Here is a 15,691-nt window from a genome sequence, read left to right on the forward strand (position 1 = left end):
AGAGCAAACCACCCCTTTTAGGGGTGGTTTTGATTATCTGAAGCGCGGTTTACATTGCAAAAAGCGCGGGTAGATAGACACTTACAGGTGACCGATCTCTATATATTTCTAAACCAAAGGGTCATCATCTGATATGTGCGGAAGATCCGCACCAGTCTTTCTATTACCTATAGAAAGCGATATGTTGTGTAGGACTTGTGAAGAGTGGAATTGACGACCCACAGGGCTTCGCGGTCTGGCAATATATCTCCTTGCCGCGCGGCCCGGTCGGACCGGATCAGCCGCCAGGCGTGCACCTTGAGAACCGGATACTGCGAGGATGGACACATTCAGTGTCGCATCCGGGCAGACATCGAACCATTTGAAATGGTCTAACTTGGATTTGTTTTTCGCAAGGCCGCCGAGAGGCGGCCCCGAGAAATTCCTTTTCCTATACAGAACCATATGAATCGAACGGAACCGATCAGCGTAACAGTTGTGAGGACCGGACGGGCTCGAAGCCCAGAATATTTTGGACGGAGAGTTCGATCCTGGCTCAGGATGAACGCTGGCGGCGCGCCTAACACATGCAAGTCGAACGGCACCCACCTCCGGGTGGAAGCGAGTGGCGAACGGCTGAGTAACACGTGGAGAACCTGCCCCCTCCCCCGGGATAGCCGCCCGAAAGGACGGGTAATACCGGATACCCCGGGGTGCCGCATGGCACCCCGGCTAAAGCCCCGACGGGAGGGGATGGCTCCGCGGCCCATCAGGTAGACGGCGGGGTGACGGCCCACCGTGCCGACAACGGGTAGCCGGGTTGAGAGACCGACCGGCCAGATTGGGACTGAGACACGGCCCAGACTCCTACGGGAGGCAGCAGTGGGGAATCTTGCGCAATGGGGGGAACCCTGACGCAGCGACGCCGCGTGCGGGACGGAGGCCTTCGGGTCGTAAACCGCTTTCAGCAGGGAAGAGTCAAGACTGTACCTGCAGAAGAAGCCCCGGCTAACTACGTGCCAGCAGCCGCGGTAATACGTAGGGGGCGAGCGTTATCCGGATTCATTGGGCGTAAAGCGCGCGTAGGCGGCCCGGCAGGCCGGGGGTCGAAGCGGGGGGCTCAACCCCCCGAAGCCCCCGGAACCTCCGCGGCTTGGGTCCGGTAGGGGAGGGTGGAACACCCGGTGTAGCGGTGGAATGCGCAGATATCGGGTGGAACACCGGTGGCGAAGGCGGCCCTCTGGGCCGAGACCGACGCTGAGGCGCGAAAGCTGGGGGAGCGAACAGGATTAGATACCCTGGTAGTCCCAGCCGTAAACGATGGACGCTAGGTGTGGGGGGACGATCCCCCCGTGCCGCAGCCAACGCATTAAGCGTCCCGCCTGGGGAGTACGGCCGCAAGGCTAAAACTCAAAGGAATTGACGGGGGCCCGCACAAGCAGCGGAGCATGTGGCTTAATTCGAAGCAACGCGAAGAACCTTACCAGGGCTTGACATATGGGTGAAGCGGGGGAGACCCCGTGGCCGAGAGGAGCCCATACAGGTGGTGCATGGCTGTCGTCAGCTCGTGTCGTGAGATGTTGGGTTAAGTCCCGCAACGAGCGCAACCCCCGCCGCGTGTTGCCATCGGGTGATGCCGGGAACCCACGCGGGACCGCCGCCGTCAAGGCGGAGGAGGGCGGGGACGACGTCAAGTCATCATGCCCCTTATGCCCTGGGCTGCACACGTGCTACAATGGCCGGTACAGAGGGATGCCACCCCGCGAGGGGGAGCGGATCCCGGAAAGCCGGCCCCAGTTCGGATTGGGGGCTGCAACCCGCCCCCATGAAGTCGGAGTTGCTAGTAATCGCGGATCAGCATGCCGCGGTGAATGCGTTCCCGGGCCTTGTACACACCGCCCGTCACACCACCCGAGTCGTCTGCACCCGAAGTCGCCGGCCCAACCGCAAGGGGGGAGGCGCCGAAGGTGTGGAGGGCGAGGGGGGTGAAGTCGTAACAAGGTAGCCGTACCGGAAGGTGCGGCTGGATCACCTCCTTTCTAGGGAGATACATTCTTAGAGAGAAAACACTTTAACTCGAATAGAGGGCAGGAGCCCGTCCGGTCGATGTCCGCCAGGATGATTCCCCGCAGCACCCGGTCCCCGGGGTCGCACCCGCGTACCTTGAGAGCCGCATAGCGATAGGAGAGAGATGGAAGATCATTCTTCCAGACTCGATTCTTTTCTGCGATTTAAAGACAGAATGATAGCAATCATTCATCCGATCCAAACAAGAAGAATTCACTTATTTATGAGTGAGGAGCATCTGATCGCGAGCACAGTGAAGACACTGTGCCGCGGTATGAGATACCCGAATTGCGACATACGAGCGCTATTCATGATATCGATTAATTTTTATTAGCGACACGTGGATATCCCGCGGGCCCGAGTGCGGTCCCGCAAGATACCACGGGCGCACGGCGGATGCCTTGGCACAGGGAGCCGATGAAGGACGCGGCAAGCTGCGATAATCCCCGGCGAGGAGCACACATCCTTCGACCCGGGGGTCTCCGAATGGGCGAACCCATGCACAGCAGTGTGCATATCCCCGGCCCGAACGCATAGGGCCGGGGAGGACAACCCGGGGAACTGAAACATCTAAGTACCCGGAGGAGAGGAAATCAATCTCGAGACTCCCCGAGTAGCGGCGAGCGAAAGGGGACCGATGGCCAAACCGTCGAGCGGGCATACCCGGCAGGGGTTCCGCCGACGGGGTTGCAGGGCCGCGCATCCGGGGGCTGCCGCCCCCGGGCGCAGGTCCGGCTGGGGAGCGGAACGGCATGGGAGGGCCGGCCGCAGCGGGTGACAGCCCCGTACGCGAACCCAGACCGGACGGCGCGACGCGGTCCCTGAGTAGGGCCGGGCACGTGAAACCCGGTCCGAACCTGGGTGGACCACCATCCAAGCCTGAGTACTACCCTGTGACCGATAGCGCACCAGTACCGTGAGGGAAAGGTGAAAAGCACCCCGGGAGGGGAGTGAAACAGTACCTGAAACCGTGCGCCCACGAGCAGTCGGAGCACCTATATGGTGTGACGGCGTGCCTTTTGTAGAATGAGCCAGCGAGTCGCTGGCGCGGGGCGAGGTTAACCGAAAGGGAGCCGGAGCGAAAGCGAGCCTTAACAGGGCGACTTGAGTCCCGCGCCGCGGACGCGAAGCCGGGTGAGCTATCCGTGGGCAGGCTGAAGCGGGGGTAAGACCCCGTGGAGGGCCGAACGCACGTCGGTTGAAAACGGCGGCGATGACCTGCGGATAGGGGTGAAAGGCCAATCAAACCCGGAGATATCTCGTTCTCCCCGAAATAGCTTTAGGGCTAGCGTCGCGCGTTCACCGCCGGAGGTAGAGCACCGGATGGACGAGGGGGCTTCGCCGCCTACCGAATCCAACCGAACTCCGAATGCCGGCGGCCCAGAGCGCGGCAGTCAGAGCATGTGGGCTAAGCTGTGTGCTCGAGAGGGAAACAGCCCGGACCGCCCGCTAAGGTCCCCAAGTTCCAGCCGAGTGGCAAAGGATGTGCGTCCGCCCAGACAACCAGGATGTTGGCTTAGAAGCAGCCATGCATTCAAAGAGTGCGTAACAGCTCACTGGTCGAGTGGACATGCGCCGACAATACACGGGGCTAAGCTGGACACCGAAGCGGCGGGATTTTATTTATTAGAATCGGTAGGGGAGCTTCCCATGGGCGGAGAAGCCGGAGGGCGACCGACGGTGGAGCGCATGGGAGTGAGAATGCTGGCATGAGTAGCGAGAGACGAGAGAGTAACTCGTCCGCCGTGAACCCGAGGTTTCCTGGGCAAGGCTAATCCTCCCAGGGTCAGTCGGGGGCTAAGGCGAGGCCGGGAGGCGTAGCCGACGCGCAGCAGGCAGACATTCCTGCACCGCGCACGCGGCGCTACGACCGACGGGGCGACGGATGGGGGTGGCTCGGCGGGGTTCTGGACGTCCCCGTGATGGAGCGCGGCCCGCGGACCAGGGAAATCCGGTCCGCATCAAGGGCGAGGCTCCGGACGAAGCGACTGAGCGAAGCGAGTGAGCCCGAGGTCCCTAGAAAAACCCCTAGGCAGGCGCGTGCGCGCCCGTACCGCAAACCGACACAGGTGGGTGGGTAGAACATACCGAGGCGATCGGGTCAACCATGGTCAAGGAACTCGGCACAATGGCCCCGTAACTTCGGGAGAAGGGGTGCCCGCGCGTACGTGAACCGGCTTGCCCGGGGAGCGGAGGCGGGCCGCAGTGGAGAGGCCCAAGCGACTGTTTACCAAAAACACAGGACTCTGCAGAAGCCGCAAGGCGACGTATAGGGTCTGACGCCTGCCCGGTGCCGGAAGGTCACGCGGAGGGGTTAGCCATTTCGGCGAAGCCCCGAAGCCAAGCCCCGGTAAACGGCGGCCGTAACTATAACGGTCCTAAGGTAGCGAAATTCCTTGTCGGGTAAGTTCCGACCTGCACGAAAGGCGCAACGACTTGGGCGCTGTCTCGACCATGGACCCGGTGAAATTGCACTGGTCGTGAAGATGCGACTTACCCGCGGAAGGACGGAAAGACCCCGTGAACCTTCACTGCAGCTTGGCATTGGCCGCTGGTCCCGCGTGTAGAGGATAGGCAGGAGGCACAGATCCGGAGGCGCCAGCCCCCGGGGAGCCGCCCTTGGAATACTGCCCTCGCGCGACCGGCGTCCTAACCCGAGGCCGTCGACCGGCTCGGGGACCGTGCCAGGCGGGCAGTTTGACTGGGGCGGTCGCCTCCTAAAGGGTAACGGAGGCGCGCGAAGGTCCGCTCGGGACGGTCGGCAACCGTCCTTTTGAATGCAAGAGTACAAGCGGGCTTGACTGCGAGGCCCACAAGCCGAGCAGGTGCGAAAGCAGGCTCTAGTGATCCGGCGGCCCCGAGTGGGTGGGCCGTCGCTCAACGGATAAAAGGTACTCCGGGGATAACAGGCTGATCTTGCCCAAGAGTCCACATCGACGGCAAGGTTTGGCACCTCGATGTCGGCTCATCGCATCCTGGGGCTGGAGCAGGTCCCAAGGGTACGGCTGTTCGCCGTTTAAAGCGGTACGCGAGCTGGGTTCAGAACGTCGTGAGACAGTTCGGTCCCTATCCTCCGTGGGCGCAGGAGAATCGATGGAGGCTGCCCCCAGTACGAGAGGACCGGGGTGGACGCACCTCCGGTGAACCGGTTGTCGACCAACGGCACGGCCGGGTAGCCGCGTGCGGCGCGGATAACCGCTGAAGGCATCTAAGCGGGAAGCCGTTCCAGGGATTAGTTCTCCTTCCGGTAAGGGCCCAGGTAGACTACCTGGTCGATAGACGGCAGGTGCAAGGGCGGCGACGTCCTCAGCCGAGCCGCACTAATCGCCCGAGCTCTTCCGGAACCGCACCTCGCGGCCCGCGGGACAAGCGCTCAGAAGCGCGGTCCGGGCACGAGGATGCCCCCGAGTCACCTCCCCTATGCGCCATGCGGCCCCCAGGGCACGTGAGTAGACACCCGGACACCGTAACGGTGGGCGCCGCCCACCGGTCAGCGGCCAGAGCATGGGGGGCACGCCCGGTCCCGTTCCGAACCCGGAAGCTAAGCCCCATCGCGCCGAGAGTACTGCGGGGCCAGCCCGTGGGAGGCCAGGGCGCCGCTGACCGGTGGACGGCACCGAGCCGTCTGATGACTTGAAGAAGGGGGAGGCCTCGCGGCCTCCCCCTTTTTTGCGTTTTATAAAGAGCTGTAATACAAGAACTCGCCTTCTTTTAGCTTGTCTTACTGTTTGGCTGTATTTTGAGTCCTTCTTTTGTATTTGCGCGATAATAACTCCCATTGGCGTTAGGGAGGACTTGATGTTTACCGTTTTTGTCTTGGGCAATATTGCTTCGGGTAAGTCGACTGCCTGCCGCTATCTCGAATCTCATGGCGCCATGCTTATCGATCTGGACGAGCTTGCCAAATCGCTGTATGTGCCAGGCTCCGATATCGTCAATGCCCTCGCGGAAGAATTTGGCTGGGATATTTTGGATGAGGAGGGCGGCATTCGCCGCAGCATCCTCGCTTCTCGAGCTTTCGCTTCTCCTGATTCGGTCGCACGGCTCAATGACCTTGTGCACCCCGTTCTCATTGAGCAGCTTTCGCTTAGGATTCTTGATCCGGTTTGCTGCACGGTTTCGTCCCCCCGTTATCCCTTTGCGGTTGTCGAGGTTTCTGCCCCGACTGGTTTTGAGGATGCTTTTGGCCTGGCTGATGAAATTCTGGTTATCAGCGCTCCTTTAGCAGTTCGTCGCGGGCGTGCTATTCATCGTGGTATGGAGCCCTCTGATTTTGATGCGCGTTCTGCATGCCAACCTGATGAGGCTTCGCTTTGCAATCTCGCTTCGACGGTAATCGATAATGCGGCGGGCGATAACTCGCTCTTTGAACAACTGGACGCTTGGCTTGTGCGCCATGGCTTCGGGGATGTAGTGGATAAGGAGGAGGTCGATGCCTAGGACACGTTTCTTTACGTGGTATCGCGTGGCGCCACTTGCCGTTGTGTTCGTCTTTGGCCTTATTTCGCTCGTCTACTCGTATGCTCCTGCCGCTTTCTTTAAGCCTTTGTATCCGATTGACTACGAGGCGTACGTAAAGCAATCGAGCATTTCGCACAATCTTGATCCGTATCTGGTGTGTGCTGTCATAAAGTCGGAATCGAATTGGGATCCCGAGGCCGAGTCGAATCAAGGCGCTCGGGGATTAATGCAGCTGATGCCCGAGACTGCCCAGGATATGATTGCCAAAGGTCTTGTCGATGGTAGCGAGTATTCAGCCGACAACCTTAACGATCCCGCTACGAACATCGAGTTTGGCTGTGCGTATCTTTCGTATCTTCTAACGTATTTTAACGGGTCGACTGACAGTGCCATTGCCGCCTATAACGCTGGCATGGGCAATGTCGACGGATGGGCGCAGCAGAGTACGTCGTTTCATAATGCAATCACCTTTCCCGAGACGCAGGCGTATCTGATTCGTATCAATAATGCCTGGGTTCGCTACAAGACCCTCTATCCCGATCGGTTCGTATAGGACTATGCCTGCCGCCTGCGTATACTGCAGAGATATGAGTTAGGAGTATCCATGGCGGAATTTGAAGTAGAACGCGTTGGCGGTGAACTTAAGCGCTTTGGCGTTGAAGGCTCTGACGTGCCGTTTAAGGTCGTGTCTCCCTATGACCCTGCAGGCTCTCAGCCTAAAGCCATTGAGTCGCTTGTGCAGGGTGTGAGGGACGGAGACCGCTATCAGGTTTTGCTGGGCGTGACTGGTTCGGGCAAGACCTTCACGATGGCAAAGACTATTGAGGCCCTGGGAAAGCCGACGCTGGTCATGGCTCCGAATAAAACGCTTGCCGCTCAGCTTGCGAGCGAGCTCAAAGAGTTCTTTCCCAATAACGCTGTGGTCTACTTCGTCTCGTACTACGACTACTATCAGCCCGAGGCGTATGTGCCGCAAAGCGATACATATATCGAGAAAGACTCATCGATTAACGAAGAGGTCGAGATGCTGCGCCATCAGGCGACCGCATCGCTGCTCTCTCGACGAGATGTGATCGTCGTCGCATCGGTCTCGTGTATCTATGGCATTGGCTCTCCTGAGGACTATGCGGGCCTAGCCCCGAACGTCGACAAGAAGGTGCCGCTCGAGCGCGATGACTTTATCCATGCACTTATCGACATTCAATATGATCGCAATGACTATGACCTGGCACGCGGCACGTTCCGCGTGCGCGGCGATGTTGTCGACGTGTATCCGCCTTATGCCGAGCATCCGTTGCGGTTTGAGTTCTTTGGCGACGAGGTCGAGCTGATTGCCGAGATCGATGAGGTCACCGGTGAGATGCTGCGTGAGTACGAGGCCATCCCCGTATGGCCGGCATCGCACTACGTGACCGAGAAGCCGAAGGTCAAGGCGGCTCTGAAATCGATCGGCGAAGAGTGCGAGAAGCGCGTGGCGGAGCTCAAGGCGACCGACAAGTTGCTCGAGGCGCAGCGTCTGCAGCAGCGTACCGATTATGATCTTGAGATGCTCGAGACGATGGGCTTTTGCAACGGCATCGAGAACTACTCGCGTCATCTGGACGGGCGTAAGCCGGGTGAGCCGCCGTTTACCCTGATCGATTACTTTCCTAAGGACATGCTCTGCATCATCGATGAGAGCCATGTGACGGTGCCGCAGATTCGCGGTATGCACGAAGGTGACCGCTCGCGTAAGGTAACGCTGGTGGAACACGGTTTTCGCCTGCCCTCGGCACTCGATAATCGCCCGCTTCGTTTCGATGAGTTTGAGGCAAGGATACCCCAGTTTATCTATGTTTCGGCCACACCGGGCGACTACGAGCTGCGGGTGAGCCAAAACGACGTGGAGCAGATTATTCGTCCGACCGGTCTGCTCGACCCCAAGATCGATGTGCGTCCGGTTCGTGGGCAGATTGACGATCTTGAGGACGAGATTCGCGAGCGCGTTGCCCGCAAGGAGCGCGTGCTGGTGACCACGCTCACCAAGCGCATGGCCGAGGACCTGACCGACCATCTGCTTGATGCCGGCATTAAGGTCAATTACATGCACTCCGATACAGCGACGATGGACCGTGTCGAGATCCTGCGAACGCTGCGCGAGGGAAAGATTGATGTTCTCGTTGGCATCAACCTGCTTCGCGAGGGCTTGGATCTCCCCGAGGTCTCACTGGCGGCAATTCTCGATGCCGATAAGGAAGGCTTCTTGCGCAACCGCCGTTCGCTGATTCAGACGATTGGCCGCGCGGCCCGTAACGCCGATGGCGAAGTCATCATGTATGCAGACGTTGTGACCGATTCGATGAAAGAGGCCATCGAGGAGACGCAGCGCCGTCGCGAGATTCAGATGGCATATAACGAAGAACATGGCATTGTGCCCAAGACGGTGCGCAAGGCCATCAACGACATCTCAAGTTTTATTGCCGAGGCCGAAAAAACCGTGGGTTCCAAGGGACGCTCGAAGGGCGACTCTCTTGGCCATGGCGCATTCTATACGCCCGATGAGTTGGGCGAGGGTGGCGTGCCGGAAACAGTGGCGCCCGAGCAGACACTTGCGGAGCAGTTGGAAGAACTGCCGCATGACGAGCTCGTGCGGATCGTCGAAACCATGGAAGAGGATATGCGTAACGCTTCTGCCGCCATGGACTTTGAGGAGGCGGCGCGCCTGCGCGATGCCGTCGTTCAGATTCGGGCGATGCTCGAGGGTGCGTCTGAGGACGAGACGATCGAGCGCTTACGTTCGCAGGCCCGCAAGGGTTCCACGTTCGCATCGGGCAGAAAACGCCAGGGTGCACGGTTTAAGAAATAGTGAACAGGCCCCGAGTTCCCTGTGGAGCTTGGGGCCTGTGTCTTTTGCGCGCTGGAATTCGTGCGTTAGAGGTCTGCGATCAGGGCTTCGGCACAACGGATGCCGTCGGTGGCCGCGCTCATGATGCCGCCGGCATATCCAGCTCCCTCACCACAAGGGTAGAGGCCCGGGGTCGACACGGCATGGCACGTTCGGTCTCGGGTGACAGTGACCGGTGAGCTCGAACGAGTCTCCACGCCGGTAAGAACGGCATCGGGGCAGTCGTAGCCGCGTAGCTTTTTTCCGAGTAGGGGAAGTCCCAGGCGGAGCGACTCGATGATATGCTGCGGCAGGGCTTCGTCAATTGCCGTCCAGGTCACACCGAGCGGATAGGTGGGCTTTACCTTTCCGGGCGCCTTACTGGCGCGTCCTGCGAGGAAATCTCCGACGAGCTGTGCTGGTGCGTTCCAGTTGGAACCGCCCAGGCGATAGGCGGCCGCCTCGCAGGCACGCTGGAGCTCGATGCCGGCGAGCGGGTCATTGTTGGGAAGGTCCTCAGGCGTGACGTTAACGAGCAGGGCGGCATTTGCGTTGCGTCCGTCGCGGGCATTGAGACTGGCCCCGTTGACGCACAGATGGCCCTGCTCGGAAGAGGCGGCGACAACCTGCCCGCCGGGGCACATGCAAAACGAGAACACGCTGCGGCCGTTGGGAAGATGGGCAACAAGTTTGTAGGGGGCCGCCCCGAGCGCTGGATGTCCCGCCGAGGCTCCATATTGGGCTCGGTCGATGTCGCGTTGCGGATGCTCGATGCGAACGCCCATGGCAAAGGTCTTTTGTGCGAGGGCCACGTTGTGGTCCTTAAGGAGCTCAAAAATATCGCGAGCAGAATGCCCGCAGGCGAGGATGAGGTGCTTTGTCTCGATTGACTCGTAAGCGGCGTCTTGGGACGATTGGACATCAATGCCGGTGATGGCGCCAGACGCGTCGATGCGAATGTCGACGAGCTTCGTTCGATAACGGACGGCACCTCCGAGCTGCTCGATGCGCTGGGATATAGCGGTGACAACCTTGGGAAGGATGTCGGAGCCAATGTGCGGCTTGGCATCCCACAGAATATCGCGGGGCGCACCCGCCTCGACGAAGGTTTCGAGGATAAGACGATGGGCGGGATTTTTTGTTCCCGTATTGAGCTTGCCGTCCGAGAAGGTCCCCGCGCCGCCCAGACCAAACTGGATATTGCTCTCGGGGTCGAGGATGCGCTCCTTTAGAAAGAGGTCGATCGCCCGCGAGCGGCGAAATGCCGGGTCGCCGCGCTCGATGAGCAAGGGCTTAAGACCTGCTTCGGCGAGCGTAAGCGCAGCGAAAAGGCCGGCGCATCCGGCGCCGACAACGACAGGGCGTTCTTGAGGTGCGTCGGAGGCGGGGGAGGGGAATGAAGGCTCATAGTCTTCTATCGCGCGTACGCGCGAGCGGTCACGCTCGGCAACGCTGTCGATCGCTTCTCGCTCGAGGTGGGGACTAGTCAGCTCAACACGAAAGCTCAGGATAAAATGGACGTCTCGTTTTTTGCGAGCGTCGATTGACTTGCGGTGGAGCTCGATGGACTTGATCTCGGAGTCTTTGCAACGCAGGACGCGTTTGACGACTCGCTTGCCAACGATGAGGCAGGCTTTTTCGTCGCCGGCCTCATCGAGCGACGCGTGGACTTGGGTGATTTCGATCATCGAGGTCTCCTTAGATGCAAAAAAGAGGCCGCTCGGTGTCCCAGACGGCCCGAATGCGTTTTGATTATAGACTGCGCGGCTATAGGCTGCTTGCAGCGCGAATACCCGAGATCCAAGCCCACGCAAGGTTGAAACCGCCGCAATCGGCATCGATGTCGAGCGCCTCGCCACAGATGTAAAGTGGGGCGCCTGCCGCGTTGCTCACGCAGAGGTTGGGAGCTGAGACACTCTCGATGGGCACGCCGCCGCGCGTGACCTGGGCCGAACGCTCCTCTGTCGTTCCCTCGACGAGCAGCTTAAAATGCTTGAGGATTGAGACCAGATGGATGGCGTCGTACGACCCGGGGTGGCACTGTTCGAATGCGGTGCAGACAACGTGAGAGAACTGCGGGGCGAGCATGCCGTCGAGCCAGCGGGGATCGCGGGGTGAAAAGCCGCCGAGCAACTCAACGCGCCGGTTGAGCATATCGAGCAACTCGTCTTTGGAGAGGTCGGGGAAAACGTCGAGCAGAATCGTGTCGCCGCACTGGACGCGACGGGAGAGGTTAAAGGCGGCAACGCCCGAGATGCCAAAGGTTCGGAAGAGCACTTCGCCGTCTTCGCGCCAGAGCCCCTCGTGATTGCGGGTGAGCGTCAAACGGGCGCGGACGCGCAGGCCATCCAGTGTCTTGAGCGCAGTCCGGTCGCCGAAGACCGATGCCGACACAGGGCAGAGGACGGGGTGCTGCGGGGTGAGGGAAAGATCGAACGTCTTTGCGATGTCGGCAGGGTTGCCGCCCGTAGCGATAATTACGGCCTTTGCCTGCAGTGTCTCGTTCTTGCGAGGGGTGTCGGCGAGCGCCTTCCGAAGCGAGCGGAGTTCCGATTTTCGGTCATCGTGCTTTTTTGCCTTGAGTGCTCGCGCGGGACGGTCTATTTGGAGTGCCCAGCCCTCGGGAGCTTTGAATGCCGAGGCAACGTTTGCTCCGCAGATCAAGGTGATACCCAGGCGATTGCAAGCGTTGAGAAGCGCATCGCGCACCGATTCGGCACGAAGGGAGCGCGGATACAGCCGGCCCTCCTCGGAGGTCGTCATGATGCCCAGCGAGGAGAAGAAACCCATAAGCTCTTGTTCGGGCTGGAGGCCCATGACGGATTCGACGAATGCGGGGTGGTTATACCGCTGAGGATCAATCGATTCGTTGGAGAGGTTGCAGCGGCCGTTACCGGTCGCAAGGAGCTTGAGGCCGCAGGCGACATCGCGCTCAACGATGCAGACGCTTTTGCCAGCGCGTGCGGCCGTAATGGCGGCGGCGAGGCCTGAAGCCCCGCCGCCGATTACCAAGACGTCATAGATGGCGCTCGCGTTCACTTAGGCCTCGTCGGTCTCGTGCGGGGTAATAGCCTCGACGGCAGAGACTGCCTTGGGCAACATGCCATCGGGCAGCGCGGTCTCGACCTCGCCCTTATCGCAGGCCTCGGCGAGTACCGGATTAATGGGAAGCTGGCCCAAGATGTCGAGGTTATAGCGCTCTGCGACCTCGGGGAGCTTGCTCTTGCCAAAGACCTCGATCTTCTTGCCGCAGTCGGGGCACTCAATATAGCTCATGTTCTCGACAATGCCCAGAATGGGGACGTTCATCTTCTCGGCCATGTTGACCGCCTTGGCGACGATCATCGAGACCAGATCCTGCGGGCTCGTGACGATGACGATGCCGTCGACGGGCAGCGACTGGAAGACGGTGAGCGCGACGTCGCCTGTTCCCGGAGGCATGTCGACCAGCAGGTAGTCGATGGGGCCCCACGAGGTCTCGCTCCAGAACTGCCTAATGGCGCCTGCGATGACCGGACCGCGCCAAAGGACGGGGTCGGTCTCGTTTTGGAGCAGCAGGTTGGAGCTCATGACCTTGACGCCGTGCTCGGAGATTTCGGGCAGCATAAGGTTGCCAAGGGCATGGACGTGGCGTCCGCTCATACCGAACATCTTGGGGATAGAGGGACCGGTGATGTCGGCATCGAGGACGCCGACCTTGTGGCCGTGACGGGCAAGCTCGGTGGCGATGGCGCCGGTGACAAACGACTTGCCGACACCGCCCTTGCCGGAAAGCACGGCGATGACGCGCTTGACCTCGGACAGCGTGTTCTCCTCAAATTGCGATGGCGACGTTTGTCCGCCGGCGGCCTGTGCGTGTTTGCAACCCATGTATGACTCCTTTGTATATGCTGGGGCCGGGGCCCCGCGATGTGACACGAGCGTCATTGTACCCTCGTTTGCGAGCGGGAGTCATTTGCGATGCATTTGGGCCGAGCGCGCTTGCAATATGATGGGCCCAAGCGAATGGGCGGGCTTACTGAACTTTGCTGGCGAACTCGAGGTACTGCATGCGCTGCAGCTTGTCGATCGTCGAGGCGTAGGGGCTGTCTTCCGATTCCAAGTCGTAGCGCAGCCCATCGGCACCGAGATAGCCGGCGACATTGATGGTGGGTACATCTGACCTTGTCGCAAGCAGGGCCTTTTGGTAATTGGTGAGCGGAGCGCCGATCTTATTAAGGGTAATGGCTGCAATCTCGTTTGCCCCGACGGTGTCGTAGACGTTGAGCTCGGTATTGCCGGCGATCTCATAGTTAGCCCAGACGAGATATGTCGACTGATAGATACGGAAAGCGTGGCTTGCCGTATCTTCCTGAGGGTACAGCTCGTCGTTGAGAGTCGTTGCGGCGCTCGGCTGATGGTCGCCAAAAAAGACAAGAACAACCGGTCTGCCGATATTGCGGAGCTCGTTGATAAAGTACTCGAGGTCCCGGTCGGATGCGTTGATGCAGGTGAGATAGGTGTTGAGCGCGCTGTTGGCGCCTTCGCTGGCTCCCTCGACCCAATAGTTTGTCAGCTCTTCGGCGGGAGCGGTGCCATAGTCGTAGCCGCCGTGATTTTGCATCGTGACGTCAAAGATGAACTGTGGCGCTTCGTCGGTTCTAAGCAAGTCGAGTATCTTGTCGTAGGTGGCGTAGTCGCATACGCCGGCATGGTAATAGGGCGCACCTTCGAAATCGCCGATTGAAAGAAAGTCTCCAAAGCCCAGCTGCTGATAGATTTTATCTCGATGGTAGTTGACGGGGTTTTGCGGGTGCATAGCGGTAGTGGTATACCCAAGCTCTTTAAGGTCTTTTGCCAGGCTGTTTACGCCATTCATCTGATACAGCTGATAGGGGATCTTGCCTAATCCGACAAAGGCCGTTGTCGCTCCGGTCAAAAATTCGAATTCGGAGTTCGCCGTTCCGCCACCGGCGACCGAAGCGAGCATGGTGCCGCGAACAAGTGTGTCGGGAAGCGAGTTGTAGAATGCGGGGCCGGTGTACCCGGCCGCCTGGAGCTGCTCAAAGCACGAAAGGTCGCTAAAACTCTCATTCATGACGGCAACAATCGTCGGCTTGATTTCATTGAACTGGGCAACGGCCGCCGCGCGCTGTTCGCTCGAGCCATATGTGCTGTCGTAGACGGCGGCGAGCTCCTGCTCGATGCTCTGTGCCTCATCGGGCGTATAGTCTTCGGGCTTCTCAATGGGCAACTCGTTGACCATTTCGGTGAACGAAGTGATAAAACCCTGAGACGCATACGTGGTGATGGGCTGCCAACGGTCAAATCCAAAATCCAGCGCCTGCTCCAAGTCGATGTTGGAAAAGCCTGAGAGCCCCACAACGGTCACTAGCAGAAAAGCACAGAGGTTAGCGGCGATAGCGGGGAAGACATGGGTGGGCGTACGGAGCTTTTGCGGTCGGATGAGCGAAAGAAGCCCCAAGGAAATCTCCAGCAGGGCGAGAGAGGTTACGATTCCGGCGGTAAAGGTAAACTCGTATCCCTCGCTCACTTCCATTGCGGTGCCAAGGGCCAAGATATCGCTTGGCAGGATGGCTTCGCCTTTAAACGTTATGACGAAGTGCTCGGCAATGCCAAGGATGCAACAGACGATGGGCACGAGGGCCATGACGCCTCCATGACGCTGTCCCAGCAAATAAAGGGAGAGCAGAACCGTCGCGAGCAGCCCGACGGAAAACCCGAATGAGTTGGCGGGAATGCGATAGAACGTTTCGTTGCAGGCAATTTCGAGTGAAACGAACGAGAGCGCTGAAACAGCGGCGATGACAAGGATGTCACGGCAAATACAGGCAACTGTTCCCGTCGCAAGGTCGGTTTGGTCGATAAGTCCCGAAACCAAGGGCTCGACAAGAAGCATGACGGCGGCAGCACCGAGCGCCGAATAAGAAAGGATCCATAGGGAGCTGCCCTCATTTACGAGCAATTGATTCGTAACCCATGCAGCTACCACGCCGAGCGGGATGAGGAGCGTCGCGCACCAAAAGACGCGGGCAATGGGTGGCTTTTCGTTGCGTTTGATTGAAAAATACACGCGCACGACGACGGCGGCCACGATAAGGACGGCGACGAATATGGGCAGATTGGCCATGTCGCTCGAAGTGATTTCAAGGGGGATATCTTCGGTCATGGACGTTCCTCTGGTACAGCAAATTAAGTTCAGTATTAGATTACTGTAACCTTTCCACGGCATTTCGAGAAACAAAGCGCCCGATACGCAAAGCTAAAGGTCTGCGAATCTTGTATTACGAACATCTGTGCGCGTCGAGTGCGCTAAACTCA

7 protein-coding genes and 3 rRNA genes are annotated in these 15,691 nt (G+C 59.4%); 6 read left to right on the forward strand and 4 right to left on the reverse strand.

Annotated elements, in window-relative coordinates; genetic code table 11:
- The first annotated feature begins 512 nt into the window (after positions 1 to 512).
- From DW913_RS08900 to uvrB, 6 genes are all read left to right on the forward strand, one after another.
- Positions 513 to 2,018: ribosomal RNA gene (locus DW913_RS08900) — 16S ribosomal RNA — on the forward strand.
- A gap of 397 nt (positions 2,019 to 2,415) precedes the next feature.
- Positions 2,416 to 5,390, forward strand: a 23S ribosomal RNA gene (locus DW913_RS08905).
- Positions 5,391 to 5,535: 145 nt separating this feature from the next.
- Positions 5,536 to 5,651: ribosomal RNA gene (rrf, locus tag DW913_RS08910) — 5S ribosomal RNA — on the forward strand.
- Together the 16S, 23S and 5S rRNA genes form the textbook arrangement of a ribosomal RNA operon.
- 1 nt (position 5,652) lies before the next feature.
- Positions 5,653 to 6,486 carry a dephospho-CoA kinase gene (gene coaE / locus DW913_RS08915; protein WP_233542043.1) on the forward strand — a complete coding sequence of 278 codons (834 nt, stop codon included), beginning with the start codon at positions 5,653 to 5,655 and terminating at the stop codon, positions 6,484 to 6,486.
- Positions 6,479 to 7,060, forward strand: a complete 582-nt coding sequence (locus DW913_RS08920; protein ID WP_117798280.1) for a lytic transglycosylase domain-containing protein — start codon at positions 6,479 to 6,481, stop codon at positions 7,058 to 7,060. Before coaE ends, DW913_RS08920 begins: the two co-directional genes overlap by 8 nt.
- A 51-nt stretch (positions 7,061 to 7,111) precedes the next feature.
- A complete protein-coding gene (gene uvrB, locus DW913_RS08925) occupies positions 7,112 to 9,352 on the forward strand; it encodes an excinuclease ABC subunit UvrB (RefSeq protein WP_117798281.1) in 2,241 nt (746 codons plus the stop codon).
- 65 nt (positions 9,353 to 9,417) lie between these two features.
- Here uvrB and DW913_RS08930 read toward each other — a convergent pair whose 3' ends face one another.
- The 4 genes from DW913_RS08930 to DW913_RS08945 all read right to left on the reverse strand — a co-directional run bounded on the left by DW913_RS08930 (position 9,418) and on the right by DW913_RS08945 (position 15,539).
- Positions 9,418 to 11,058: an NAD(P)/FAD-dependent oxidoreductase gene (locus DW913_RS08930; RefSeq protein ID WP_117798282.1), complete on the reverse strand. Its 1,641-nt coding sequence runs from the start codon at positions 11,056 to 11,058 to the stop codon at positions 9,418 to 9,420.
- Between the two features lie 79 nt (positions 11,059 to 11,137).
- Complete coding sequence (locus DW913_RS08935; RefSeq protein ID WP_117798283.1) at positions 11,138 to 12,409, reverse strand: NAD(P)/FAD-dependent oxidoreductase; 1,272 nt, start codon at positions 12,407 to 12,409, stop codon at positions 11,138 to 11,140.
- A complete protein-coding gene (locus tag DW913_RS08940; RefSeq protein ID WP_117798284.1) occupies positions 12,410 to 13,240 on the reverse strand; it encodes an Mrp/NBP35 family ATP-binding protein in 831 nt (276 codons plus the stop codon). It lies immediately after the preceding gene.
- A gap of 145 nt (positions 13,241 to 13,385) precedes the next feature.
- Entirely contained in the window at positions 13,386 to 15,539 is a 2,154-nt protein-coding gene (locus DW913_RS08945) for an LTA synthase family protein (protein WP_158566229.1), read from the reverse strand.
- Between the last annotated feature and the right edge of the window lie 152 nt (positions 15,540 to 15,691).

The sequence above is a fragment of the Collinsella sp. AM42-18AC genome (genome assembly GCF_003467965.1).
In the GTDB taxonomy this organism is placed as follows: domain Bacteria; phylum Actinomycetota; class Coriobacteriia; order Coriobacteriales; family Coriobacteriaceae; genus Collinsella.